This window comes from Ruegeria sp. HKCCD4315 (assembly GCF_013112245.1).
Classification (GTDB): Bacteria; Pseudomonadota; Alphaproteobacteria; order Rhodobacterales; family Rhodobacteraceae; genus Ruegeria.
Genome location: NZ_WVRN01000001.1, coordinates 1,448,852 through 1,474,420, shown reverse-complemented (window position 1 = coordinate 1,474,420; position 25,569 = coordinate 1,448,852). Strand labels below are relative to the sequence as shown.

Below are 25,569 nucleotides of genomic sequence, written 5' to 3'. Positions count from 1 at the left end.
CGCCTTTTTTGAAATCTTTTTTGTTGACCTGACGACGTTTCAAGAATGTGACCCAACGGTGCGCGATTCCTCCACAGGATCATCCACGGCAAATTTTCGCCGAAACCTCAAAGTCTCAAATCGAATTCCCGTTTTTGCCAGCATAGTTATCTGCATTTGATCAACCAATGCGACAACGTCTAGGCTGATCGGGAATCATCTGGTTCTGTTCTGAGGCGTTCGAATTTGATCGCGGCCCGTTCGTTCAATTGTGAAAAGGTCCAAAGGTATGAAGCTGTTCACCTTTATTCCGTTCTTGGCCTGTATCGTGGCCTGCGCACCACAAGATGTGCCCGATGCGTCACGCAGCGCCCAGTTCGAAACGTATCCGCAAAGACTGTTTGATGTTTTTGAAACCAGTTGTTCCGGTCCGGGGGAATCTTTTGAAAGAACCAGCGGCCAAACATTTGAATGCCGCGAGTTTCTGCCCGCAGAGGCATCTGCCTATTTGATTCTGAATTACGACGGCAATCCTCAGGACCTGCCACAAAGCGTTATGCGCCTGACATCAAGCAAGAACGCTGACGGTTACCGCATAGATGCAAACGTGTTCTTCAAAGTCCCGCAGAGAACCGGTTCTGTGGTCGAAGTGCCATTGGACAGCACCGAGCTGGATCAGTCGATCAGCCGGCTGTTCCAAGCAATGGGCGGTTCGCCCTCATGATTGAGTGGAAGTGGTCGGGGCGGCAGGATTCGAACCTACGACCCCCTGTACCCAAAACAGGTGCGCTACCAGACTGCGCCACGCCCCGGACCGTGCGCCTTCCTAACGATGCCAATCTGATTTGAAAAGCCCTAACAGGGCCAAATTGCAGGACCTGACGAAAAAATTTCGTGCTGCATCTGTGTGCCGGGCGTAATGGAATAGCGCGCCGACAATCCGGCGTTGATTTCCAGCACTGCAAAAACGGAATCTCCGCCTTCGATTGGGGTCAGATCGCCAGGAATCGCCCCCTCATGCACGCGCGTTACCAAGCCTGTGCGATCCAGAAAAATCATGTCCAGGGGAATCAAAGTGTTCTTCATCCAGAACGCGACACGTTGAGGCGGGTCAAACACAAACAGCATACCTGATCGATTCGGGAGCGTTTCGCGAAACATCAACCCTTGGGAGCGTTCCTGAGGTGTAACGGCAAGTTCGACGTCAAAACGCACCGTTGCGTAGTCATTTCGCAAGGTAACACGATCAGCGCTGCACGCTGCAAACGCCCCACCCGTCCAAAGCACTAGGAACAGGGGCAGAAGCGTCAGAAACCGTTTCATGAAAACGTCAGCCGTCCAGTGCGGCTTCCCAGGCCAACACCTGAGCCGCCATCCGGCCCCGTTTGCCATCGATCACTCGCATTGCCAGCGCTTCGCCCGGTTGCAGATCAGCAAGACCGGAACGGCGCAGCACTTCGATATGGAGAAAAACGTCTTCGCCACGGCCAAAGACGTTGGCAAAACCAAAGCCTTTACCCTTGTCGAACCACTTTACGCGCGCGGCTTCCAATGGTGCCTCGGCGATCGTCACTGGATCCAACTCGGCAAAATCGGCCAGCATCATCGAGTCGGTCCGCGCCGGAGGATCAATCGCGACCACTTCGACGGCCTGAACGCCCCGATCCGTGCGGTGCGTCATGATCTCGATCCCAGCGCCATCTGCGACCGAGCTCTGGCCAAAGTTACGCAAGACGTTCACGTGCAACAGGATATCCGGGCCGCCATCGTCGGACACAACAAATCCGTACCCCTTGGCAGGGTCGAACCATTTCACGTGTCCACGAACGCGATACATGTTGTTCATATCTTCTGGCACGGTATTCCCATCGCGAGTTTTAGCCGTTCGTTAAGGGTTTGTTGTTTATGGGAATGACAGGTAAATTCAAGCCGAAAAAATTGTTTATTTTCTGCCTGTTGCATTTCACGACACGTGAACGTCATGGATTCAACCTTTCCACATGCCATGCCAATCCCGGCTCTGCGCGTTTCCATCTGAACCGATCATGTAGACGGAATGCCCCGTCAGCCCAGAATTCAATTTCAGTTGGCGTCAATCTATACCCGCCCCAAAACGGTGGGCGGGGGGGATTCGGACCCAGCTTAGCAGTCACCTTGGCCACCTCAGCCATCAAGGCTGTACGGCTTGATAGGGGTTGAGATTGCTTCGACGCCCAGGCCCCCAAACGGCTCTTCAGCGACCTCGATGCGTAATATTCATCCGCCTGAGGCCCATTTTCGCGGGTGATTGTACCACGAACACGCAATTGTCGCCGCAAAGATTTCCAATGCATGACAAATGCAGCTTTTCCGGCTGCATCCAATTCGGCCGCTTTTGCGCTTTCGTAGTTCGTATAGAACACAAACGAATCTGCTTCGATCTCCTTCAGCAGTACCATACGCGCGTTTGGCATTCCATCTGGGTCGACGGTTGCCAGCGCAATCGCATTAGGGTCGTTCAATTCTGTCTTTTCAGCCTCACTCAACCACCGACCCGCTATTTCAAACGGATCGGAGCCAGCAAAGATGCCATCACGCTCGGTCATTTCCATCCCCTGGAAAGTGTTAACGACGAACCTAAGGCGAGAACCCGCTGCGGGCAAGAGCGCACGGCCTTGATGCAACGCTACCAATGGCATAAACCAACTCAACACATCGCGAAGACAGGCGGAGAACCACACATGTCAAATCAGTTGATGGCCGGCAAACGCGGCCTCATCATGGGACTGGCCAATGACAAATCAATCGCATGGGGAATCGCCCGCGCCTTGTCCGAAGCCGGGGCCGAACTTGCTTTTTCCTACCAGGGCGACGCTTTGAAAAAGCGCGTCGACCCGCTTGCAGCGCAATTGGGTAGCGAAATCGTCCTGCCATGTGACGTGAGCGATGAGGCATCCGTTGATGCGCTGTTCACTGCGCTGGAAGAGAAATGGGGCAAACTAGACTTTATCGTTCATGCCATCGGCTTTTCCGACAAGAACGAACTGCGCGGTCGCTATGTCGATACCAGCCGGGCGAATTTCAAGCTGACAATGGACGTGTCGGTTTATTCCTTCACCGCCGTGATGCAACGCGCCGAAAAAATGATGGGCGAAGGCGGCAGTGCAATCACCCTGACCTATTATGGCGCCGAACAGGTCATGCCTCATTATAATGTAATGGGCGTCGCCAAAGCCGCGCTTGAGGCGTCGGTCAAATATCTGGCCGAGGATCTGGGCAAGGACGGTATCCGAGTGAACTCGATCTCAGCCGGTCCGATCAAGACCCTGGCCGCCAGCGGCATCGGCGATTTCCGCTATATCATGAAGTGGAACGAATATAACTCGCCCCTGCGCCGCAACGTGACCATCGATGATGTGGGCAAATCAGCACTCTACTTGCTGTCTGATCTGTCCAGCGGCGTGACCGGAGAAAATCTGCACGTAGATTCGGGTTATCACATTGTCGGCATGAAGGCCGTCGATGCACCTGACGTGGAAAAGGGCTAAGATCATGAGCGCCAAAGACCGCCTGCCCCACGAAAAAGGATTTCACATCAGCTGGGACCAGATCCATCGCGATTCGCGCGCGTTGGCCTGGCGTCTTGATGGACAAGGCCCAGACGATGGTGCCTGGCGCGCCGTTGTAGCCATTACGCGCGGCGGCATGGCCCCTGCGATGATTGTGAGCCGAGAGCTTGACATCCGCACAGTCGACACGATCAGCGTGCGGTCGTACCACCATCAGGAACAAGGCGAAGCCGAAGTTCTGAAAGCCCCCGACGCAGATCTGATGGGCGATGGCACCGGCATTCTGATCATCGATGACTTGGTAGACAGCGGTAAAACGCTGGAGTTGGTCCGCAAAATGTACCCCAACGCACATTTTGCGACTGTTTATGCCAAACCCAAGGGCCGCCCTATGGTGGACACCTTCATCACCGAAGTAAGCCAGGATACGTGGATCTTCTTCCCCTGGGATATGGCACTTCAATATGTCGAGCCATATCGCGGCACCGACTGATCCCTTCTTCTGTTTAAAAATACCTCGGAGCGCGAGGCAGAGCCTCGCATATAGACCGGTACGCCATGACCCAGACCCGCACCAGCGCCACTTTCCCTCCTCCGGTGATGGAGGCGCGCCGTTGGGTTGAAGGTGTCACCTTCCCAGCTGACCGCCCGCTGATCAATGTCAGCCAGGCCGCGCCGGTCGACCCGCCTCCGCTTGCTCTGCGTCAGGCCATGGCCGATTTTGCCGTGCAGGAAGACAGCGCGCATTTATATGGGCCGGTCTTGGGGAACGACGACCTGCGCACTGAACTGGCAGCACAGATCAGCGCGCATTACGCAGCACAGGTTGATCCGGCTCAGACCGCAATCACTTCGGGCTGCAATCAGGCCTTTTCGGCTGTGATCTCGGCAATCACTGACGAGGCGGATGAAGTGATTCTACCAACGCCATGGTATTTCAATCATAAAATGTGGTTGGACATGGCTGGGGTGAAGGCCGTTGACCTGCCAACAGGAGATGACCTTCTGCCTGATCCGGATCGTGCGGGCGCACTGATCACCAAAAAAACGCGCGCCATCGCCCTGGTCACGCCCAACAACCCCGGTGGTGTTGAATACCCGACTGATCTGGTCCGGGCCTTCTATGACCTGGCGCGTGACACTGGAATTCGCCTCATCGTCGATGAGACATATCGCGATTTCGATAGCCGCAGCGGTCCACCACACGATCTGTTCCAGCAGCCTGACTGGGATGAGACCTTGGTCCAACTCTATTCCTTTTCCAAAGCTTATCGCCTGACAGGCCACCGGGTCGGGGCCATAGCGACAAGCCGCGTGCTTTTGGCGGAAGTCGAGAAATTCCTCGACACCGTTGCCATTTGTCCCGGTCAGATCGGTCAGTTCGCAGCCCTTTGGGGGATGCAGAACCTGTCACAATGGCTGGCAGGTGAGCGGGACGAGATTCTGGACCGCAGGGCCGCAATCAAGGACGGGATGCCAGCACTTGAAGCGCAAGGATGGCGTCTTTTGGGGCTTGGTGCCTATTTCGCCTATCTTGAACATCCATTCGATATGGCTTCGGATGAACTGGCCCGCCGTCTGGTGGCAGAAGCAGGCGTGCTGCTGTTGCCCGGCACCATGTTCATGCCCGATCACGACCCCGCCGGAAAACGGCAAGTCCGTGTAGCATTCGCCAATCTGAACCGTGCTGGATTGGGCCAATTGTTCGACCGGTTACAGGGCCTGTCCTTCTAAGCTTGCCCCTCGGCTGTGTGCGTCGTATTCAGGGCCGCAACCGACAGGGCAGAACGCTGCCGCAATAACAAGAGGGCACCATGGCCGCAGGCGCTAAAAGTCTTTCGAAAACCTTTGTCTGGATTCTGATGGGCCTGCTGATGCTGGGCCTCGCAGGCTTCGGTGCCACCAATCTCAGCGGAACGGTTCGAACCGTTGCACAAGTGGGAGATGAAAGCATCTCGGTCGATGAGTATGTGCGCGAATTGCAGCGGGAAATCCGCGCCGTGGAAGCGCAGACTGGCCAACCGATGCAAATGTCGCAGGCGCGTGATCTGGGATTGGATCAGAACGCGCTTGCCCGCCTGACCGCGCTGGCGGCTCTGGACAACGAAGTTGGGCAACTTGGAATTTCAATCGGTGACGAAAACCTGCAGCAAGAGATCGTAGCGATCCCAGCATTTCAGGGCGTCGACGGCAGTTTCGACCGGGAAGCCTATCGCTTTCAACTTGAACAGATCGGCATGACCGACTCTGAGTTTGAAACGGATCTGCGCAAGGAATCTGCACGCACAATTGTGCAAGGCGCGATCATGGGCGGGGTCGAGATGCCGGCGACTCTGACAGATACGATGACCGACTATATTGGCGCGCGACGCAGCTTTACTGTGGCCACGGTCGGGACCGAGGCATTGGAAAACCCAATTGCTGAACCAACCGACGCGCAGATTCAGACTTACTATGATGAGAACGGCGACCTGTTCACCCTGCCCCGGACCAAGCAACTGACATACGCGATCCTGTCGCCTGCGATGCTGATCGACACCGTCGAGGTGGATCAAGACGCCCTGCAGAAACTCTATGAAGACCGCTCAGACGAGTACAACCAGCCGGAACGGCGCTTGGTTGAGCGCCTGAACTTCCCGGATGAGCAAGCCGCAAGCGAAGCAAAGGCCCAGCTTGAGGTTGGCGGTACTACGTTTGAGCAACTGGTTCGTGAACGCGATCTTGAGCTCAACGACATCGATCTCGGCGACGTGACCCGCGAGGATCTGGGCGAGGCAGCAGATGCAGTATTTGCAGCAGATCTCGATACTGTTGTTGGCCCCCTGCCTTCGGTCTTTGGCCCAGCCTTGTTCCGGATTAACGGCTCTCTGGCAGCCAACAATGTGCCTTTCGAAGAAGCTGAACCGGCCTTGCGCGAAGAGCTTGCAGCCGAACGCGCCCGCCGCCTGATCGAGGCGCAGTCCGAAGATATCAATGACATGCTGGCTGGCGGAGCCACACTGGAAGAACTGGCGGATGAGACCGAAATGGAACTGGGTCAGATCGACTGGACCCGCGAGAGTTCGGACGAAATCGCCGCCTATGACGGATTCCGCGTTGCAGCCGAAGCCGTGCAGGAAGGTGACTTCCCCGAAATCGCATTCCTCGAAGATGGGTCGATCTTTGCCCTGCGCCTGAATGAGGTGTTGCCGCGCCGCCCCGAGCCGCTGGACAGCGCACGTGATCGAGTGGCCGCCGCATGGCTTCAGGCCGAAACCAACAAAGCGCTGGAAGATCGGGCGAATGCAGTTCTGACGCAATTGGCAACAGATGGCGACTTTACGACCACCGGCCTGCCCTTCCGCGTTGAAAATGCCCTGACACGCACGGCGTTTCTGGATGACGTTCCAGCAGATTTCATGAACGAGGTGTTCCAGATGGAACCCGGCGAACTGCGTGTCATCGGTGGAAACGGCGCAGCGTTGCTGGTGCGCCTGGATGAAGTTCTGCCTCCGGCAGATACAGACGAGCTTCGCCAACTGCGTGAAGCCCTTTCCGCTCAGATGAATCAGGCCCTGTCACAGAATATTTTCAACGCTTATGTGCGCGATGCACAGACACGCGCGCGTCCGGTCGTCGACCAACAGGCGCTGAATGCCGTGCAATCGAGTTTTTAAACGAGACCGAAATGGCCCTGACACCCGAATTCGACACCTTCGCGCGCGCTTATGAAGCGGGCGAAAATCAGGTGGTTTACACACGGCTTGCCGCTGATCTGGACACCCCTGTGTCGCTGATGCTCAAGCTGACGGGCGCACAGAAAGATGCGTTCATGCTGGAATCCGTGACGGGCGGCGAAGTTCGTGGCCGTTACTCGATCATTGGTATGAAGCCCGACCTGATCTGGCGGTGTCGCGGTGAAGCATCCGAACTCAACCGCTCTGCCCGGTTCGATTCCGAGGCGTTCTCGACGCAAGACGGCAACCCGATGGACAACCTCCGCGCTTTGCTGGCCGAAAGCCGCATCGACCTGCCGGATGACCTGCCTCAGGCTGCAGCGGGGCTGTTCGGGTACTTGGGCTATGACATGGTGCGGCTGGTGGAATACCTGCCGGACGTGAATCCGGACCCTCTGGACCTGCCCGATGCGATCATGTTGCGTCCTTCGGTCATCGCTGTGCTGGATGGCGTAAAAGGTGAAGTGACCGTTGTATCACCGGCTTGGGCCAGTGACGGTCAATCCGCCAAGGCTGCCTATGCACAAGCTGCTGAGCGCGTTATGGATGCAGTTCGCGATCTGGAGCGTGCCATGCCTGCGGAAACCCGCGATTTGGGTGATGCACGTGAAATCGCACCCCCTGTGTCGAACTTTACCAAGTCCGGCTATATGGAGGCGGTTGAAAAGGCCAAGGAATACATCCGCGCAGGTGATATTTTCCAGGTTGTCCCAGCGCAGCGCTGGACGCAGGAGTTTCCGCTGCCGCCCTTTGCGCTCTATCGGTCGTTGCGGCGCACCAACCCGTCGCCTTTCATGTTCTATTTCAACTTTGGCGGTTTTCAGGTCGTGGGTGCAAGCCCCGAGATTTTGGTGCGTGTGTTCGGCAGTGAAGTCACCATTCGCCCCATTGCTGGCACCCGCCCCCGAGGCGCGACGCCCGAAGAGGACAAGGCAAACGAACTGGACCTGCTGGCCGACAAGAAAGAGCTGGCCGAGCACCTGATGCTGCTGGATCTGGGCCGCAACGATACGGGACGCGTTTCCAAAATCGGCACCGTGCGCCCGACCGAAGAGTTCATCATCGAACGCTACAGCCACGTGATGCATATTGTGTCTAACGTGGTGGGTGAGCTAGCCGAAGATAAAGACGCGCTGGATGCGTTTTTTGCCGGAATGCCTGCGGGCACCGTCTCGGGCGCGCCCAAAGTGCGCGCGATGGAGATCATCGACGAGTTGGAGCCGGAAAAACGCGGCGTCTATGGCGGCGGCGTAGGCTATTTCAGCGCGGGGGGCGACATGGATATGTGTATCGCGCTGCGCACTGCCATCGTGAAAGATCAAAAGCTGTATATTCAAGCCGGTGGCGGTGTTGTTTACGACAGCGACCCCGAGGCCGAGTTCATGGAAACCGTTCATAAATCCAATGCAATCCGGCGCGCTGCGGCAGATGCTGCACGTTTCACCGGAAGCGGAAACAGCTAAATGAAAAAGGGCGGCAGATCAAAAGATCGCCGCCCCTTTCGTTACTCGCTTCAGCAGATCACTGCACCTGTCTCATCATGACCGCAGAAATCGGGGCCATCGCCACGCGGCTGCCCCGGTCTTCCAACCCCCAAAGCAGCAGGGCTGAAATCGTTTCCGGGCGGACCCGACCCAGCATGACCACAGCACCTTCTTGTCCGGCGCGGAACGCCGCCTGATCCAGGAACCGGCGCATCACTTTAGGGTCCTGACGCGCACCGTCGATGTCACGGAATACAACACCCGACGGCGTGCCATTGCGGGCTGCCAGCTTCTGCACAGTGTTCAACCCATTGTCCTGCGTGATCAGGCCACGACCTGTTCCGGCAGCAATTTCAGCAACCTGATCGGCCAGTTTCCGATTGCCATGAATTCCGCTGTCCACCCCTTCCAGAATGCCAACGGTTTCGGGCAGAGTGTCAAGCCAGACGGACAGCGAAACCTCAGCGTCTTGCGCAGTTGCAGCTTCGGGCAAATCAGCCAGAGCCATGACTTCGAACCCGGCCGCGCGGTGCCGCGCCATCTTTTCTGCAGCATCTGGATCAGACGGGTTCACGGCAAAACTGATGGGATAGGGAAAATCCTGAAGCGCCTCAGCCCCAAACGCGCCCTCGTCATCGATCAGGATGATGGACATGAGAGGTTTGGCTTCAGGGTTTTCGAATTTGGCCGCATAGCGTTCGATCGGCTTGCCCGCCGGTTTTGGCTCTTCCGCCGAGGCTTCGTCGGCCACAGGTTCATCATCACGTTCGGTTAGTGGAATGATACGTTTACCGATCGTTGAACTTGCGCTTGCTTCCTGGTCACCGCCAATCTGCGGCAGCGCAGCGATACGCGGCAGCTTGCGCGGCAGAACGTCCTCATCCCCTTCCACGGCGATTGGGCTGCTTTCAAACGGGTTTTCCTCGTCTGTGTCCTCAGTTTGCGGCAACGGATCTTCTTCCGGCTGAAGAAGAGCAACCTCGGTCGTCTCAGGCTCTACAGGAGGGGTCGGCGTATCGTCGATCACGGCTGGCCCCGCCTCGTCCTGCGGAGCCGAAGGCGCCAGGCTGGGTTCTGGCGGCGCTGCAGGAGCTTCGGTCACAACTGAAACTTCGGTCGCAACCGCAGCCTCGGGTTGGTCCACCGCCTCAGCTGCTGCGCCCACCTCCGGTTGCGTGTCCGAGGATGATTCAAGCCCGGACAAATCAGCCAGATCCTCGGTTGAGTCATCGGCGGCTTCCAGCCCATGCGGAGCCAATTCCACCACATCGGCATCGGATACGGCCTCGGTCACCTCAGTCGGTGCTTCAGGTGTTTCAGAAATTACCGGAGCCGGTGCTTCGGTGACAACAACCGGCGTATTGACCATCGGTGTCTTGAGCGACACGAACACACCCAAGATCAAAACAACGATCGCCCCGGCGACCATTCCCCCGAAAAATCCGCCCATATTTCCTGCCTTTCGCCTCTTTTCTCTGCCTCGTCCAGCTCTGCGCCATCTGATGTGGCGCTCGGCCAATTGGACGCGTCAGAAACGGTATGTCCTCTTGACGCTGCCGCTCAAGCCTGAGCATGTATGTGCGGACATTATACCGTGGCCCGGGGCTGCATCGCCAGCCTGAAATGCCCAAGCGAAGATAAGTGCCCATATGCTGCTGCTGATCGACAACTACGACTCGTTTACCTACAATTTGGTACATTATTTAGGCGAACTTGGTGCCGAAATGGTTATTCGCCGAAATGATGCGCTGGATGTGCAGGAAGCGATGGCCCTGAACCCCGCCGGTATCCTGCTAAGCCCCGGCCCCTGCGACCCGGACCAGGCCGGGATTTGCCTTGCGTTGACCGAAGCCGCCGCAGAAACCAAAACACCATTGCTTGGGGTTTGTTTGGGGCATCAGACCATCGGTCAGGTTTTTGGCGGTAAGGTCATCCGATGCCACGAGATTGTTCATGGTAAAATGGGAACGATGAATCACACAGGCAAGGGTCTGTTTGCGGGGCTGCCTTCTCCGTTTGAGGCAACGCGGTACCATTCATTGATCGTGGAACGCGAAACCCTGCCAGACTGTCTTGAGATCACGGCTGAATTGGAAGACGGCACCATAATGGGGTTGCAACACAAGGAACTGCCCATTCATGGCGTCCAGTTCCACCCGGAATCCATTGCCTCCGAGCACGGCCACGCTCTGCTCAAGAACTTCCTGCAAGAACTGAAAGTCCCCGCATGAGCGACGCGCTGAAACCGCTGATCGGAGCCGCTGCCGATCGCCCTTTGACTCGTGACGAAGCTGAAAAAGCCTTTGCCATCCTGTTCGATGGCGAAGCCACGCCCAGCCAGATCGGTGGGCTTTTGATGGCCATGCGCACACGGGGTGAAACAGTCGATGAATACGCCGCTGCCGCTGCTGTGATGCGGGCAAAATGCAACGCTGTGACCGCCCCGGCAGGCGCGATGGACATCGTGGGCACAGGCGGCGACGGCAAAGGCACACTGAACATCTCGACCGCGACGGCTTTTGTGGTTGCGGGCGCCGGTGTCACCGTTGCCAAACATGGCAACCGGAACCTCAGTTCGAAATCGGGTGCGGCGGACGCGTTGGGTCAGATGGGGATCAACGTTATGGTTGGCCCGCAAGTCGTTGAATCCGCTCTGGAAAACGTTGGTATTGGCTTCATGATGGCCCCGATGCATCATCCGGCCATTGCTCATGTCATGCCATCACGCCAGGAGTTGGGCACACGCACAATCTTTAACATTCTTGGCCCTCTGACGAACCCTGCTGGTGTCAAACGGCAATTGACCGGCGCGTTCAGTCGTGACCTGATCCGGCCAATGGCCGAAACGCTTGGCTTGCTTGGATCAGACCGCGCGTGGCTGGTGCATGGCTCGGACGGGACGGACGAACTCACGATCACCGGCATCAGCTGGGTCGCCGCTTTGGAAGATGACACGATCAAAGAAGTCGAGCTACACCCCGAAGATGCGGGTCTGCCCGTGCATCCATTCGAAGACATCATCGGCGGCACACCGGAAGAAAACGCTGTCGCTTTCCGCGCCCTGTTGGACGGAGCCCCATCCGCGTATCGTGACGCTGTACTGCTGAACTCGGCCGCCGCTTTGGTTGTCGCCGAAGCCGCAAACGACCTGCGCGACGGAGTTGCCATGGCCGCCGAGAGCATCGACAGCGGCAAAGCCAAAGAAAAAATCGCCGCTCTGGCACGCAAGACACAGGAAGCCGAATGACCGAGACCGTACTGGACAAAATCAAAGCCTACAAACTAGAAGAGGTCGCGGCCGACAAAGCGCAGAAGTCTTTGGAAACACTGGAAAGTGAGGCACGGGCTGCATCGGAAACCCGTGGCTTTGCCGAAGCTTTGCAATCCGCCTCGCGGCAAGGCTATGGCCTGATTGCCGAGGTCAAGAAAGCCAGCCCGTCCAAGGGTCTGATCCGTCCGGATTTCGACCCGCCTGTACTGGCCAAAGCCTATGAGGATGGTGGTGCTGCGTGTTTGTCCGTGCTGACCGACACCCCAAGCTTTCAGGGTGCAAAGGAATATCTGACGCAGGCCCGCGAGGCGACTTCCCTGCCCGCTTTGCGCAAGGATTTCATGTACGACCCCTATCAGGTGGTCGAAGCCCGCGCGCTTGGCGCAGATTGCATTCTGATCATCATGGCATCCGTCAGCGATGATCAGGCGGCGGAACTGGAACAAACTGCTTTCGATTGGGGTATGGATGTTCTGATCGAAGTGCATGACGAAACGGAACTGGAACGCGCAGCACAGCTGAAAAGCCCGTTGATCGGCATCAACAACCGCAATCTCAAGACCTTCGAGACCACTTTGGACACCACGCGGCACCTGTCCAAGCTGGTGCCGGCAGACCGCACCATCGTTTGTGAAAGTGGCCTTGGAACATCAGACGACCTGAGGGAGATCGCCCGCTACGGTGCCCGTTGCTTCCTGATCGGCGAAAGCCTGATGCGTCAGGACGATGTTGAGGCCGCCACGCGTCATATCCTATCCAACCCTCTGATCCCCGGAGTGATGTGATGCCGCTAACTCATTTTGATGCTCAAGGTCAGGCGCATATGGTTGATGTGTCGGACAAGGACGTGACCGACCGTGTCGCTGTCGCTGCCGGTCATATCAAGATGGCAGCGGAAACCTTTGAAATCATTTCAGAAGGTCGCGCAAAAAAAGGTGACGTGCTGGGCATCGCCCGTCTGGCGGGCATCATGGGTGCAAAGAAGACGCCCGACTTGATCCCGTTGTGTCACCCTCTTCCAGTCACCAAAGTCGCAGTTGAACTGACGCTTGATCCCGATCTACCGGGTGTTCAGATCGAGGCCACGGTCAAGACCTCGGGACAGACCGGCGTTGAGATGGAAGCCCTGACCGCAGTCTCAACCGCGGCTTTGACAGTCTATGACATGACAAAGGCCGTCGATAAGGCGATGGAGATTGGTGGCATCCGCGTTCTTCTGAAAGATGGTGGTAAATCAGGACGTTACGAGGCGAAATGATCACGGTCGAAGAGGCGCGCGCCCTGCTGTTCGATCTGGTGGGGGTTTTACCTTCGGAAGAGGTTCCTCTGGCTCAGTCCGCCGGGCGTGTATTGGCGCAGGATGTTGTAGCGGGGCGGAACCAACCTCCCTTCGCGGCATCGTCGATGGATGGGTATGCGGTGAAGGCCGCCGAAGTTGAGCTGCACGCCATGTTCAAGGTGGTCGGCGAATCCGCGGCCGGCCATCGGTTTGAGGGCCAGGTCGGTCCCGGTCAGGCGGTGCGCATTTTCACCGGTGCGCCAGTGCCCGAGGGCGCGGATTTTGTGGTCATTCAGGAAGATACCGACCGACGTGGCGACCTGATCACGATTACCGACGAACCCGGTTCCAAAACCAATATCCGCCCTGCTGGCGTGGATTTTGAAATCGGTACCTCCATTTCAGCACCCCGTTTGATCCGGCCCGAGGATGTGGCCCTGATGGCTGCAATGAACACCCCACGCGTCACGGTTGCGCGCAAACCGGTGATTGCCCTGATCTCCACCGGCGACGAGTTGGTGATGCCCGGAGAAGAGCCGGGCCCAGATCAGATCATCGCCTCGAACACATTCGGGTTGCAGGCTCTGCTTGAGGGATTGGGAGCAAAGGTGCGCGTTCTGCCCATTGCGCACGACACCGTTTCCTCGCTTGAAACTGCATTTGGCCTGGCACAAGGGGCCGATCTTGTCGTCACAATCGGCGGCGCGTCGGTTGGCGATTATGACCTTGTCTCGGATGTCTCGCAGGGATTGGGCATGGAACGGTCATTCTACAAGATCCGAATGCGCCCCGGAAAACCACTGATGGCCGGACGTATCGGCAAAACGGCTATGGTTGGCTTACCCGGTAACCCGGTCAGCGCCATGGTCTGCGGCTATCTGTTTCTGGCACCGATGGTACGCCGGATGCTGGGCCTGGACCACGTGGTGCCGCCTTTCCTTACAGCGCAACTTACGGAACCCTTGCTGGAAAACGGGCCGCGAGAGCATTACATGCGCGCGGTTCTAAGCGACACAGGCATTGCGGCCTGCGCCGATCAGGACAGCTCGCTTCTCAGCGTTCTGGCGCAGGCCAATGCGCTTTTGGTCCGACAACCGCACGATCCAGCCCGTGAAATCGGGGAAACGGTTCAGTACCTGCCGATCTGAGATGTTCTCAAATCCGTTGACACAAAACGTGAACATGCGTAGAACAAAAGAAAACGCATGAGCGACGAGGTGTGAGCGATGCTGACCAAGAAGCAATTGGATTTGCTGGAATTCATCCACAAACGCGTGCAGGCGGACGGTGTTCCGCCCAGTTTCGACGAAATGAAGGCCGCACTCGATCTGCGGTCGAAATCCGGCATCCACAGGTTGATTACCGCGCTAGAAGAACGCGGGTTTATCCGCCGCCTTGCCCATCGCGCCCGCGCGATTGAGATCGTGAAACTTCCCGAAAGCCTAGGTGGCGAACCCACAGCCGGGTTTACGCCGCGGGTTATCGAAGGTGACAAACCGGAAGGCCGCCGCCCTGCGAATGTGGAACCAGTGTCAGTCGACGCGCTGGAACTGCCGGTCATGGGTCGGATTGCGGCTGGTGTTCCCATTGAGGCCATCAGCCATGTCTCGCACCATGTTGCTGTCCCCGGCCCCATGGTCTCCGGCAAGGGCGAACATTATGCGTTGGAAGTTCGTGGAGATTCGATGATCGACGCGGGAATCAACGACGGTGATGTGGTGGTGATCCGGGAAACGTCGACAGCAGATAATGGCGACATTGTGGTTGCCTTGGTCGAGGATCAGGAAGCGACATTGAAGCGTTATTTCCGCCGGGGCAACGCCATCGCGCTTGAAGCTGCCAATCCGGTCTACGAGACGCGTGTCCTGCCCGAAGAAAAGGTAAAGGTGCAAGGTCGCCTTGTGGGCCTGATCCGGACCTACTGATCCCGCTTGGACCGAAGGTCCCCGGGCGCGTTCGGGGACCAAAGCCTTTGCCCTGTCAGCGCGGCACTTGATATCAGCTTTCCGTCCAGAACAGACAGGCTGCCGGTTTCGTACAAGCGATCGGGGTCAAAAATCCCGCACGGCCCTTTCAAATTCAGAGCCACGGCAGAGACGATGATCTGGTTTGCCTTGCATTCGTCAAACCCGTTTGCAGCCCTTTTGCCGGTCAGGTGGATAATCTCCCGATCTTTCAACAGGTAGCGCTGGATCGTGTTCGCCTCGGGCCACCTGAGCGCAGCCTGTGACTGATCGACACCATCCCCGTCATTCTCAAGCCAAACGGTTGCAACAAACCCGCTGCCTTTGCTTTTGCTAAGCGCGCGGCCTTGTTCGGTCATCACGCCCACCAACCCTCCGGTTTCAGCAATCAGGGCGTCGGGACGCTGTCCCGCAGTCCAAAGCAAAAAAGCAGCCGCAAGCGGGCCCATCCCGACCCACCGCGCGTGTCCCTGCCACAAGGCAATCCACAAGGCACCCAAGGCAATGAGAGGCAGGACGTACCACGGCGGGCTGACCACAAAGCCTTGTGCGCCATCCATCTGCGAAACCCAATGTGATACCGTCAAGATCCACTCCAACGCCCACCCCATCACCGTCAGGGGTATCGCCTCAAGCCCCAGAGGCGCCAATAGCGCTGCAACCACGGCCGCCGGGACGACTAACAAACCCATGACCGGAACTGAAAGCAGGTTCGCCAAAAGGCCATAGTGCGACATGGTGTTGAAATGCGCTGCACCAATCGGAGCCGTCGCAAGCCCGGCAATGGCCGAAGACATGAGCACGCCAACCACTGGTTTAAGCCATTTTGGTCCGGGCATAGGGCCGACTTCGCGCAGCGCTCCGAACACGGCGACCAGAGCAGTTGTGGCCGCAAATGACATCTGGAACCCTGGGCTCAGGAGCGATTCCGGTCTGAGGAGCAGAACGATCACCGCCGCAACCGCCACAGCGCGCAGCGAGATCGCCCGGCGGTCAATTAGCACCGCGCCCAACATGACCGTGACCATGACAAACGCGCGCTCGGTTGCAAAGTTACCGCCAGAGAGCATCAGATAGATAGTCGCCGCAACCAATGCACATACCGCAGCCACCTTTCGAACAGGCAACCGCAGTGCAAGCGGCGGAAACAGCGACAAACCAACTCGACAGGCCACAAACACAAAGCCCGTCAGCAGCCCCATATGCAATCCCGAGATCGCCAGCAGATGCGCTAGGTTCGAAGCGCGCAGCGACGATAACGTATCTTGCCCCATACCACTGCGATCACCTGTGGTCACAGCGGCAGCAAAACCGCCGACTTCGCCCGGAAGTATCTCTTTCACGCGCCTCGATATGGCCATGCGGATGGCGGTTACCCGAACGCCCTCGATCCCGGCCGAGGCTGGTGCGATGGTCAGAACACGGACGCGTGTGTACCCCACCGCGCCTAAACTCTGGAACCAGGCATGGCGGCGAAAATCGAACCCACCGGGTTCCACCGGCCCCTGTGGCGGAGACAGATGCGCCGTCGTCATAATCCTCTGCCCCGGTGCAATAGGTCCGGTTGAGGCATGAACGGAAAGACGGACGCGCTGCGGCCTTCGCTCCTGCGGTACGTCCCCTATGCGTACCTGATCAAGCGTCAACCGCAACGCATCCGAGGCAGACCGGTCCATGGCGACGACCCTCCCCTCGATGGGGCCATAATATCGCCATGACAGAACCGGCTCTGCCACCATATGGGCGCGAGCACCTGCCAGGCAGAAACCAGCAGCGATCAGCGCCCCCCCGATGGCCAACGAACCCACCCCCGGCGCAAGCCAGCGGCGCACAGTGATGAGAACCGCGCAAAGGCCGGCCAGACCAGCATAGTCCAGCAATTCAGGCTCAGCCCGAATGCTAAAATACAGACCGATCCCGGTCGCAAGCAAGACCGGCGTCCACGGGAACAGATACCCCGTTTGGCACAGCAGCGCGGCCTCGACCCGTGCAAGAACACGCATGGTTGCCCCCGTCCTTCGGGCTCGTTAGACAGGCGACAAACTATGCCAGATACGGTTACCAAAAGGTTAATCCCCATCATGTCCGACCAGGTCGTCACCCGCTTTGCCCCTTCACCCACCGGTTTTCTGCACATCGGTGGCGCACGCACCGCGCTGTTCAATTGGCTCTATGCTCGGGGTCGTGGCGGCAAATTCCTGTTGCGGATTGAAGACACCGACCGTGAACGCTCGACCCCCGAAGCAACCGCCGCAATCCTGCAGGGTATGGCATGGCTGGGTCTGGACCATGACGGCGACGTAATCAGCCAGTTCGAAGGGGCGGCCCGCCACGCCGAGGTTGCGCATCAATTGCTGGCCGAAGGCAAGGCTTACAAGTGCTTCTCGACACAGGAAGAAATTGCTGCCTTCCGCGAACAGGCACGAGCCGAGGGTAAATCGACCCTGTTCCGCAGCCCGTGGCGCGACGCTGATCCGGCAACACATCCCGATGCGCCATTTGTCATTCGCATCAAAGCGCCACAAGACGGTGCGACAGTGATCCGCGATCAGGTTCAAGGCGATGTCACCATCCGCAATGACCAGCTGGACGATATGATCCTGCTGCGTTCGGACGGCACACCCGTCTACATGCTGGCGGTGGTGGTCGACGATCACGACATGGGCGTCACCCACGTTATTCGCGGCGACGATCACCTGAATAACGCCGCGCGTCAGATGATGATCTATGAGGCAATGGGCTGGGACGTTCCGGTCTGGGCACATATCCCGCTGATTCACGGACCCGACGGCAAGAAATTGTCGAAACGTCATGGCGCACTGGGCGCGCAGGAATATCAGGCCATGGGCTATCCCGCGGCTGGAATGCGCAATTACCTGGCGCGTTTGGGCTGGAGTCACGGTGATGACGAATTCTTCACGGATGCGCAGGCAAAAGACTGGTTCGATCTGGACGGAATCGGCAAAAGCCCGGCCCGTTTCGATCTGAAAAAGCTGGAAAATCTCTGCGGGCAGCATATTGCAATCTCAGACAATGCTGCATTGCGGCAAGAAATTGAGGATTACCTCGCGGCAGCAGACCTTCCTGCTCTCACTCCGACACAATCTGGTGATCTGGAACGTGCGATGTATTGCCTCAAGGATCGGGCGCGTACTTTCCCGGAACTCCTTGAAAAAGCGCATTTTGCACTGACCCAGCGCCCAATTGTTCCGGATGAAAAGGCCGCAAAGGCGCTGGCATCTGTATCCGATGGTATACTGTCGGAATTGACGCCGCAGCTGCAAAATGTTAGCTGGTCCCGGAACGAACTGGAGGAGGCCCTGAATTCCTTTGCCGAGTCAAAGGAGCTCAAGTTCGGCAAGCTGGCAGGTCCGCTACGGGCTGCGCTGGCAGGTCGGGCCGTCACACCTTCGGTTTTTGACATGATGCTGGTGCTGGGGCGGGATGAAACCCTGGCGCGGCTTTCTGAGGCAGCGAAATAAACCCAATCTTCATAAACGGGTAACGCTGCTCCGCTAACACCCGGATTGCGCGTCCGCGCGCAGTCGTTGCCCGTATCGCTGGCGGTCTGTCCGGCGTGCGCATGAATGAAGAAGGGACAACTATGACTGACAGCAACAAAACAGCCACTCTGACTGTTCACGGCAAAGAATACGAGTTGCCAGTTCATTCCCCTACCGCCGGGCCTGATGTTGTCGATATTCGTAAGCTTTACGGACAGGCTGGGGTCTTCACCTATGACCCGGGCTTTACATCGACCGCCAGCTGCGACAGCACCATCACCTATATCGACGGCGAAAAAGGCGAGCTGCTGCACCGGGGCTATCCGATCGACCAACTGGCCGAGAAATCGCACTTCCTCGAGGTTTGCTATTTGCTGCTCTACGGAGAATTGCCAGCCGCAAAAGATCTGGAGAAGTTCGAAACAACGATCACCCGTCACACCATGCTGCACGAGCAGATGCAGTATTTCTATCGCGGTTTCCGCCGCGACGCGCACCCGATGGCCATTATGGTCGGTGTTGTCGGTGCAATGTCGGCCTTCTATCACGACTCGACCGACATTTCGGACCCGCAGCAACGTGAAATCGCATCGCATCGCCTGATCGCCAAGATGCCGACGATTGCGGCCTGGGCCTATAAGTATCACACCGGTCAGCCCTTCGTGTATCCGCGCAACGATCTGGACTATGCGTCCAACTTCCTGCGCATGTGTTTCAGCGTTCCCGCCGAAGAATATGAGGTGAACCCGATCCTCAGCCGCGCGATGGACCGTATCTTTACCCTGCACGCCGATCACGAGCAGAACGCTTCGACCTCGACCGTGCGTCTGGCTTCGTCTTCTGGCGCGAACCCGTTCGCCTGTATTGCCGCAGGTATCGCTTGCCTTTGGGGTCCGGCGCACGGCGGTGCGAACCAGGCATGCCTGGAGATGCTGGAAGAGATCGGCACTGTGGATCGTATCCCCGAATACATCGCGCGCGCCAAAGACAAGAACGATCCGTTCCGCCTGATGGGCTTTGGTCACCGTGTCTATAAGAACTTTGACCCGCGCGCCAAAGTGATGAAGCAATCGGCCGACGAAGTGCTGGATCTGTTGGGCGTTGAAAACAACCCGAAACTGCAGGTTGCAAAGGAACTGGAGCGCGAAGCGCTGGAAGATCCGTATTTCGCCGAGAAGAAACTGTTCCCGAACGTGGACTTCTATTCGGGCATCATCCTCGAGGCGATGGGCTTCCCGACCTCCATGTTCACGCCGATCTTTGCCCTTTCGCGCACCGTGGGCTGGGTCAGCCAGTGGAAGGAGATGATTGCCGATCCTCAGAACAAGATCGGGCGTCCGCGCCAGTTGTATCTGGGCGAAACGCTGCGGGACTACGTGGATATCGAAAACCGCTGATACATCAAACTTCCAAACGTTTTTATGGCCCCGTTTTAACGGGGCCTTTTTTCATCGAACACTACGCACTTGCACAACCCGTTGCTTTCGCAGCAAAAACCATCGGCCAAACCAAATGTGCTATTTGGGCTTCAGAACAAACTCATTTGGTCACCCGGTTGAGGTGGAACAGCAAACAGATCGCAACGTAGGGACGCAGATTTAACGGAAAGCCCCAACCGTTTGCAGGCTTTCGAAAACCTTTGGGCAATGATCCCGGCGTATTCGCCCTCGCCCCGCATTCTGTGACCCCAACGCGGGTCATAATCCCGCCCCCCGTGCATGTCGCGCAGCTTGGACATCACTTTTTCTGCCCGTGCCGGTTGGTGTCCGGCCAGCCAATCCTGCCACAGCTGCGACACCTCACGTGGCAATCGCAACATGATCCAACTGGCGGCATCTGCTCCGGCCTCCTGCCCCGCCTCAAGCAGGTTCTCTAGTTCATGATCCGTCAGGCCGGGCACAATCGGAGATGTCATCACACGGACCGGAACCCCGGCCTCGGTCAGTGTGCGGATCATGCGCAGACGCCGCTGCGGTGACGGTGCACGAGGTTCCATCCGACGCGACAAAGCGGGATCCAAACTGGTCAGCGAGATCCCGACGCGCACCAATCCACGGCTGGCCATTTCAGATAGAATGTCCAGATCCCGCTCGATCAAAGCGCCCTTGGTGACAATTGCAACCGGATGGTTGAACTCGTGCAACACCTTAAGGCAGGACCTTGTAATCAGGCGATCTTTCTCGATCGGCTGATACGGATCCGTGTTTGTTCCTATAGCCAGCGGCGCGACCTTATAAGACTTGGACGACAATTCTTTGCGCAGAACACAGCTCATGTTGGGACGCGCCGTCAGGCGGGTTTCGAAATCCAGCCCGGCGGACAGACCCAGATAGGCATGACTGGGCCGGGCAAAACAATAGACACAGCCATGTTCGCACCCCCGATACGGATTGATGGAACGGTCAAACGGCAAATCCGGAGACCGATTATACGTAATCGCACTGCGCGCCACCTCATCCCGTGTTTCGGTGCGCAGCAGCGGTAAGGTTTCGTCACTGTCCCATCCGTCATCGACAACGACGGTGGCGAAGCGCTCGAACCGTCCGGCGGTGTTTGTACGTGTTCCTCTGGCTTTTACGGTGGGCACAGCATTCACTTCAGCAATTTGTTCGCTTTATGTTCTCTTCCGAAACATACGACTGGCGCAAGCCCTGCGCAAGTCATCCATGCGTCAGTCCAAATAGGAGCGATCAAACGGAGTGCACGATAATCATGCAGATTTTTCATTCGAGCCGCGCGTTTTTTTGACATATAGGTCGGTCCCGAAACGACCGACGTCGCAATCGTCACAGTCAGAATGCGACGATTTGGCCAAAACGGAAAAAATGCCACCACGGGCCGATGGCCCGCCCAGCACAGGGAATACCCCATGTCCGACGAAGAAGACATCATCCTGTCCGAACTGAACGACGACGAACTTGTCGAGCAGATGTTCGACGATCTCTACGATGGTCTGAAAGAAGAGATCGAAGAAGGAACCAACATCCTGCTGGAGCGTGGATGGACCCCTTATGACATTCTGACCAAAGCTCTGGTCGGTGGCATGACCATTGTGGGCCATGACTTCCGCGACGGCATCCTGTTCGTGCCCGAAGTTCTGCTGGCCGCCAACGCCATGAAGGGCGGTATGGCGATCCTGAAGCCACTGCTGGCCGAAACCGGCGCACCGCGCGTTGGCAAGATGGTGATCGGCACCGTCAAGGGCGACATTCACGACATCGGCAAGAACCTTGTGTCGATGATGATGGAAGGCGCTGGGTTTGAAGTTGTCGATATCGGTATCAACAACCCGGTCGAAAACTACCTGGAAGCACTGGAAACCGAGCAGCCCGACATTCTGGGCATGTCCGCCCTGCTGACCACCACAATGCCTTATATGAAAGTGGTCATCGACACCCTGGTCGAACAAGGTGTGCGTGACGACTATATCGTTCTGGTTGGCGGTGCCCCGCTGAACGAAGAGTTTGGCAAAGCCATCGGCGCAGACGCTTACTGCCGTGACGCGGCTGTTGCTGTGGAAACTGCGAAGGACTTTGTAGGCCGCAAGCACAACCAACTGGCTGGCTAAACCGACTGAAATTTCACTCAAAGGGCTGCCTGATCTGGGCGGCCCTTTTTCGTTTCAAACCAATGACATGAAAATCTGGAACACTAGGAAGCGACTTTTTTCAAGAAGCCGTCGGCACAAACCTCAGGCTACAAAAGCAAACTGAGGACGTCGGCAGCCTGCCTTCAGAGGTCGGAACAAGGCTTGCTCATCATTGATATTCATCTTCTTCTAAGAACAGATTCAAAGGACGCCACACCATGCAAAAAGACGCCCTGCCCGATGATGCCAGTCTGACAACCAAAGGCTATTCCAGCGCCGAGTCGGGCCGTATCCTTCTGATCGCTTGCGGGGCTTTGGCCCGAGAGATTCTGGATATCAAAACACGTAATCACTGGGACCATATGGAATTAACGTGTCTGCCCGCGATTCTGCATGTTCACCCGGAACGGATCACGCAGGCCGTAGAAGATGCTGTGGCCAAACACCGGGACAAATTCGACAAAATCTATGTGGTCTACGCTGACTGTGGAACCGGCGGCCTTTTACAACAAGCCTGCGAAAAACTTGGGGTCGAAATGGTGAAAGGTCCCCATTGTTACTCGTTCTTCGAAGGCAACCAAGCCTTTGAGGCGCGCGGCGAAGATGAGACCACGGCCTTCTATCTGACAGACTTTTTAGCCCGGCAATTCGACGCTTTCGTCTGGAAGCCCTTGGGGCTGGATCGTCACCCAGAGCTGCGTGACATGTATTTTGGCAACTACACAAAGCTGATCTATCAGGCCCAGATCGATAACCCGGACCTGACCGCGCGCGCCCGTGAATGTGCGGACCGTATGGGGTTAGAGTTCGAACGCCGTTTCACCGGCTATGGCGATCTGGAAACCACTTTGACAGATTGGGCAAACCGTCCGACCTGACCTTACGCGTTTTCCTGGGCCACCTGCCGTATGCGTTCGATCATGGCGCGCAGGCCGTTTGATCGCTGTGCCGACAGATGATCATTTAATCCCAAACGCGCCAGTTCAGCCCCGGCATCGACCTTGGGCACTTCTGCCACGGGCAATCCATTGTACAAAGACCGCAGGACGGCAATCAGCCCCCGCACGATCAGTGCGTCGCTGTCGCCGTCAAATTTGAACACGCCCCCTTCGATCATGGGATGCAGCCAAACCTGACTGGCACACCCATTTACTTTGGTGGCAGGAACTTTGAACGCGTCATCCAGCGGATCCATCGCCTTGCCCTGTTCGATGACATGGCGATACCGGTCTTCCCAGTCCTCCAGAAACTCGAAATCTTCGACAATGTCCTCAAAGGCGGGCGTGGCCATGGCGCGGCGATCCTTTTGATTGCAATACCACCAGTGACCTATGCCGACGACCACCTTCTGTCCAGCCCTGCAGTGGCTTTTCAAGGCGAGGAAATTGCGCTAACCCATTGCTTGAATTCGTGTGAAAAGCTGTGGGTCTATGCAAAAATCTCTGTCCGTTCTTATCATCGCCACGCTGACCCTGACTGCATGCAGCGGCTGGCGTGATTCTCGGGTGAACCCGTCGAATTGGTTTGGCTCCAGCAGATCGGTTAAAACTGAAACACCGCCGGACCCTAACGCAGCTGATGCTTTGGTGCCTCAGCAAAGACAAGGCACGGGCCTGTTTTCGCGCCCGAATATCGCGGACTCCAGCATTCGGATCGGTCAGATAGACGAACTGCGCATCGATGCCACTCCCACCGGAGCGATCATTTATGCTACGGGAACGGCCGTCCGTCAGGGTGCCTACAATGCGCGCCTGGTTCGTGTGAACTCGGAAGAAAACGAGAAGAACGGCACAATGGAATTTGAGTTCCTGGTGAACTATCCCAGCGCACAAACACTGCAAGGGTCCGAACGTACCCGCATGGTGTCGGACGCAGTCAACGTCAGCCGTCAGGATCTTGAAGGTATTCGACTGGTTCGCGTGGTCGGGCAGCAGAACGCGTTGGAATCGCGGCGACGCTAAGCGCCGCTAAAGCGAGACCACTTTGACGGCCTGCCCCTTGGCGGCCAGCGCGATCTTGCCTTCACAAAGTTTCAGCGCGTCTTCACCAAAGACTTCAAACCGCCAGCCTGCCATGGCGGGCAAGTCGCGCTCGCCGGCGGCGATCTGATCCAGTTCAGAGCTTGTGGCGATCAGTTTGGCAGCTACGCCGGAACTTTCTGTTTTGGATTTTAGAAGAACGCGCAGCAAGTCGGCCAATGCCGGGTTGACCTTCAGCTTGTCCCGCGACGTGTCGACCTTAGGCAGCTTATCCGCAGGGCAATTCACCCCACGTTTTACCGCGGCCAAAATACCTTCGGCAATCGCACCCTTTCGTGCCTCGCGCAGCAATAGACGCGATCCGCCCAGATCCGAGGGCGTTTTGGGTTTGGTTGACGCCAGTTCAATCAGCGCATCGTCCTTGAAAACCCGGTTCCGAGGAACGTTGTTTTCCTGCGCGTAAGCTTCGCGAAACTGGGCCAGTTCCCGCACCACAGCCAGAAACTTGGCCGAATTTGTCCGCGTCTTGACCCGTTTCCATGCCTCTTCCGGACGAATGTCATAGGTGGCAGGCTGCGTCAGCGTGCGCAGTTCTTCCCCTACCCAATGGCTGCGCTTGGTCTTTTCAAGTTCAGCCGCCAGGTGTTCGTAAATCTTGCGAAGATGGGTGACATCAGCCAACGCATAGGTTTTCTGCGCGTCTGTCAACGGACGCCGAGACCAGTCCGTGAACCGAGAAGTCTTGTCGACTCCCTGCTTGCAGATCTTGCGCACTAATGTCTCGTAACCCACCTGTTCACCAAAGCCGCAAACCATTGCCGCGACTTGTGTGTCAAACAGAGGGTTAGGAAACACCCCAGCCTCGACCCAGAAGATCTCCAGATCCTGACGGGCAGCATGGAAAACCTTTACCACGTCTTCATTGCTGAACAGCTCATAAAGCGGTTCCAGCGAAAGATCATCAGCAAGCGGATCCACCAAAACCGCGCTGTCTTCGTCTTCGGAAGGAACCGCCAATTGCACGAGGCAGAGTTTGGAGTAATACGTCCTCTCACGCAGGAATTCGGTGTCGACTGTGATATAAGGATAGCCTGCAGCGGCCTTACAGAAGTTGGCCAGCTCTTGCGTCGTCGTCAGGGTTTTCATGCGCCGTACTAGTATCGCTCTTGGTTTTTGTGACTGCCCGTTTTTCTACGTCCCGAGCGTTACCGTCGACCATAGGCCGATTATCGGGCGGGTGTAAATCACCCAGAGCGG

The 25,569-nt window shown here is 57.2% G+C and carries 25 protein-coding genes and 1 tRNA gene; 17 read left to right on the top strand and 9 right to left on the bottom strand.

Translation table 11 applies throughout. The features are described from left to right. The first annotated feature begins 268 nt into the window (after nucleotides 1–268). Nucleotides 269–703, top strand: a complete 435-nt coding sequence (locus tag GS646_RS07380; protein WP_171105261.1) for a hypothetical protein — start codon at nucleotides 269–271, stop codon at nucleotides 701–703. 11 nt (nucleotides 704–714) lie between these two features. Here the strand turns inward: GS646_RS07380 and GS646_RS07375 are convergent. From GS646_RS07375 to pdxH, 4 genes are all read right to left on the bottom strand, one after another. Further along, nucleotides 715–791, bottom strand: a tRNA-Pro gene (locus tag GS646_RS07375). Between the two features lie 43 nt (nucleotides 792–834). Then, a complete protein-coding gene (locus tag GS646_RS07370) occupies nucleotides 835–1,302 on the bottom strand; it encodes a DUF192 domain-containing protein (protein ID WP_171183349.1) in 468 nt (155 codons plus the stop codon). 7 nt (nucleotides 1,303–1,309) lie between these two features. Then, nucleotides 1,310–1,816, bottom strand: coding sequence for a cold-shock protein (locus tag GS646_RS07365; protein ID WP_174825370.1), 507 nt, complete (start codon nucleotides 1,814–1,816; stop codon nucleotides 1,310–1,312). Nucleotides 1,817–1,958: 142 nt separating this feature from the next. Next, nucleotides 1,959–2,564: a pyridoxamine 5'-phosphate oxidase gene (gene pdxH / locus GS646_RS07360; RefSeq protein WP_171090229.1), complete on the bottom strand. Its 606-nt coding sequence runs from the start codon at nucleotides 2,562–2,564 to the stop codon at nucleotides 1,959–1,961. A gap of 135 nt (nucleotides 2,565–2,699) precedes the next feature. On the opposite strand from pdxH, the gene fabI reads away from it, so the two are divergent. The 5 genes from fabI to trpE all read left to right on the top strand — a co-directional run bounded on the left by fabI (nucleotide 2,700) and on the right by trpE (nucleotide 8,706). Continuing rightward, the gene (gene fabI / locus GS646_RS07355; protein ID WP_171090231.1) at nucleotides 2,700–3,506 is read left to right on the top strand and encodes an enoyl-ACP reductase FabI; all 807 of its coding nucleotides are present in this window, start codon (nucleotides 2,700–2,702) and stop codon (nucleotides 3,504–3,506) included. Between the two features lie 4 nt (nucleotides 3,507–3,510). Then, nucleotides 3,511–4,020 carry a xanthine phosphoribosyltransferase gene (gene gpt / locus GS646_RS07350; RefSeq protein ID WP_171090233.1) on the top strand — a complete coding sequence of 170 codons (510 nt, stop codon included), beginning with the start codon at nucleotides 3,511–3,513 and terminating at the stop codon, nucleotides 4,018–4,020. Nucleotides 4,021–4,085: 65 nt separating this feature from the next. Next, nucleotides 4,086–5,261, top strand: a complete 1,176-nt coding sequence (locus GS646_RS07345; protein ID WP_171183353.1) for an aminotransferase — start codon at nucleotides 4,086–4,088, stop codon at nucleotides 5,259–5,261. Between the two features lie 80 nt (nucleotides 5,262–5,341). Continuing rightward, nucleotides 5,342–7,183: a peptidylprolyl isomerase gene (locus tag GS646_RS07340; RefSeq protein WP_171183355.1), complete on the top strand. Its 1,842-nt coding sequence runs from the start codon at nucleotides 5,342–5,344 to the stop codon at nucleotides 7,181–7,183. An 11-nt stretch (nucleotides 7,184–7,194) separates the two neighbouring features. Beyond that, nucleotides 7,195–8,706: an anthranilate synthase component I gene (gene trpE / locus GS646_RS07335; RefSeq protein ID WP_171183357.1), complete on the top strand. Its 1,512-nt coding sequence runs from the start codon at nucleotides 7,195–7,197 to the stop codon at nucleotides 8,704–8,706. Nucleotides 8,707–8,764: 58 nt separating this feature from the next. Here trpE and GS646_RS07330 read toward each other — a convergent pair whose 3' ends face one another. Then, complete coding sequence (locus GS646_RS07330) at nucleotides 8,765–10,177, bottom strand: divergent polysaccharide deacetylase family protein (protein ID WP_171183359.1); 1,413 nt, start codon at nucleotides 10,175–10,177, stop codon at nucleotides 8,765–8,767. A 199-nt stretch (nucleotides 10,178–10,376) separates the two neighbouring features. Here GS646_RS07330 and GS646_RS07325 point away from each other — a divergent pair, with 199 nt between their 5' ends. The 6 genes from GS646_RS07325 to lexA all read left to right on the top strand — a co-directional run bounded on the left by GS646_RS07325 (nucleotide 10,377) and on the right by lexA (nucleotide 15,202). Continuing rightward, entirely contained in the window at nucleotides 10,377–10,958 is a 582-nt protein-coding gene (locus GS646_RS07325) for an aminodeoxychorismate/anthranilate synthase component II (protein ID WP_171647028.1), read from the top strand. Beyond that, nucleotides 10,955–11,974, top strand: coding sequence for an anthranilate phosphoribosyltransferase (gene trpD, locus GS646_RS07320; RefSeq protein WP_171090246.1), 1,020 nt, complete (start codon nucleotides 10,955–10,957; stop codon nucleotides 11,972–11,974). The genes GS646_RS07325 and trpD overlap by 4 nt, the downstream gene beginning before the upstream one ends. Next, nucleotides 11,971–12,783 (top strand): indole-3-glycerol phosphate synthase TrpC, encoded by an 813-nt coding sequence (gene trpC / locus GS646_RS07315; RefSeq protein ID WP_171090248.1) that lies wholly within the window; start codon nucleotides 11,971–11,973, stop codon nucleotides 12,781–12,783. The genes trpD and trpC overlap by 4 nt, the downstream gene beginning before the upstream one ends. Further along, nucleotides 12,783–13,256, top strand: coding sequence for a cyclic pyranopterin monophosphate synthase MoaC (moaC, locus tag GS646_RS07310; RefSeq protein ID WP_171090250.1), 474 nt, complete (start codon nucleotides 12,783–12,785; stop codon nucleotides 13,254–13,256). The genes trpC and moaC overlap by 1 nt, the downstream gene beginning before the upstream one ends. Further along, a complete protein-coding gene (glp, locus tag GS646_RS07305; protein ID WP_171183360.1) occupies nucleotides 13,253–14,425 on the top strand; it encodes a gephyrin-like molybdotransferase Glp in 1,173 nt (390 codons plus the stop codon). Before moaC ends, glp begins: the two co-directional genes overlap by 4 nt. 78 nt (nucleotides 14,426–14,503) lie before the next feature. Next, entirely contained in the window at nucleotides 14,504–15,202 is a 699-nt protein-coding gene (gene lexA / locus GS646_RS07300) for a transcriptional repressor LexA (RefSeq protein ID WP_171173811.1), read from the top strand. Here lexA and GS646_RS07295 read toward each other — a convergent pair. Beyond that, complete coding sequence (locus GS646_RS07295) at nucleotides 15,196–17,244, bottom strand: ComEC/Rec2 family competence protein (protein ID WP_171183362.1); 2,049 nt, start codon at nucleotides 17,242–17,244, stop codon at nucleotides 15,196–15,198. The two genes, lexA and GS646_RS07295, sit on opposite strands and share 7 nt — an antisense overlap. Before the next feature lie 78 nt (nucleotides 17,245–17,322). On the opposite strand from GS646_RS07295, the gene gltX reads away from it, so the two are divergent. Together gltX and gltA are read left to right on the top strand one after the other, a co-directional pair. Then, the gene (gene gltX, locus GS646_RS07290) at nucleotides 17,323–18,723 is read left to right on the top strand and encodes a glutamate--tRNA ligase (protein ID WP_171647030.1); all 1,401 of its coding nucleotides are present in this window, start codon (nucleotides 17,323–17,325) and stop codon (nucleotides 18,721–18,723) included. Between the two features lie 122 nt (nucleotides 18,724–18,845). Further along, complete coding sequence (gltA, locus tag GS646_RS07285; protein WP_171090260.1) at nucleotides 18,846–20,141, top strand: citrate synthase; 1,296 nt, start codon at nucleotides 18,846–18,848, stop codon at nucleotides 20,139–20,141. 131 nt (nucleotides 20,142–20,272) lie between these two features. On the opposite strand, the gene GS646_RS07280 is transcribed toward gltA, so the two are convergent. After that, nucleotides 20,273–21,331 carry a PA0069 family radical SAM protein gene (locus GS646_RS07280; RefSeq protein ID WP_371732061.1) on the bottom strand — a complete coding sequence of 353 codons (1,059 nt, stop codon included), beginning with the start codon at nucleotides 21,329–21,331 and terminating at the stop codon, nucleotides 20,273–20,275. A gap of 282 nt (nucleotides 21,332–21,613) precedes the next feature. Between GS646_RS07280 and GS646_RS07275 the strand changes: the two genes are divergently transcribed. Further along, on the top strand, nucleotides 21,614–22,312 hold the full coding sequence (locus tag GS646_RS07275; RefSeq protein WP_171090262.1) for a B12-binding domain-containing protein: 699 nt from the start codon (nucleotides 21,614–21,616) through the stop codon (nucleotides 22,310–22,312). A 239-nt stretch (nucleotides 22,313–22,551) separates the two neighbouring features. Next, nucleotides 22,552–23,211 (top strand): DUF1638 domain-containing protein, encoded by a 660-nt coding sequence (locus tag GS646_RS07270; RefSeq protein ID WP_171647033.1) that lies wholly within the window; start codon nucleotides 22,552–22,554, stop codon nucleotides 23,209–23,211. Between the two features lie 2 nt (nucleotides 23,212–23,213). Here the strand turns inward: GS646_RS07270 and GS646_RS07265 are convergent, their stop codons facing one another. Beyond that, nucleotides 23,214–23,624 carry a SufE family protein gene (locus GS646_RS07265; RefSeq protein WP_171183366.1) on the bottom strand — a complete coding sequence of 137 codons (411 nt, stop codon included), beginning with the start codon at nucleotides 23,622–23,624 and terminating at the stop codon, nucleotides 23,214–23,216. A 139-nt stretch (nucleotides 23,625–23,763) separates the two neighbouring features. On the opposite strand from GS646_RS07265, the gene GS646_RS07260 reads away from it, so the two are divergent. Next, entirely contained in the window at nucleotides 23,764–24,294 is a 531-nt protein-coding gene (locus GS646_RS07260; protein WP_171183367.1) for a hypothetical protein, read from the top strand. A gap of 6 nt (nucleotides 24,295–24,300) precedes the next feature. Here the strand turns inward: GS646_RS07260 and rnd are convergent, their stop codons facing one another. Next, nucleotides 24,301–25,458, bottom strand: a complete 1,158-nt coding sequence (gene rnd, locus GS646_RS07255) for a ribonuclease D (RefSeq protein ID WP_171183369.1) — start codon at nucleotides 25,456–25,458, stop codon at nucleotides 24,301–24,303. Nucleotides 25,459–25,569 lie beyond the last annotated feature (111 nt).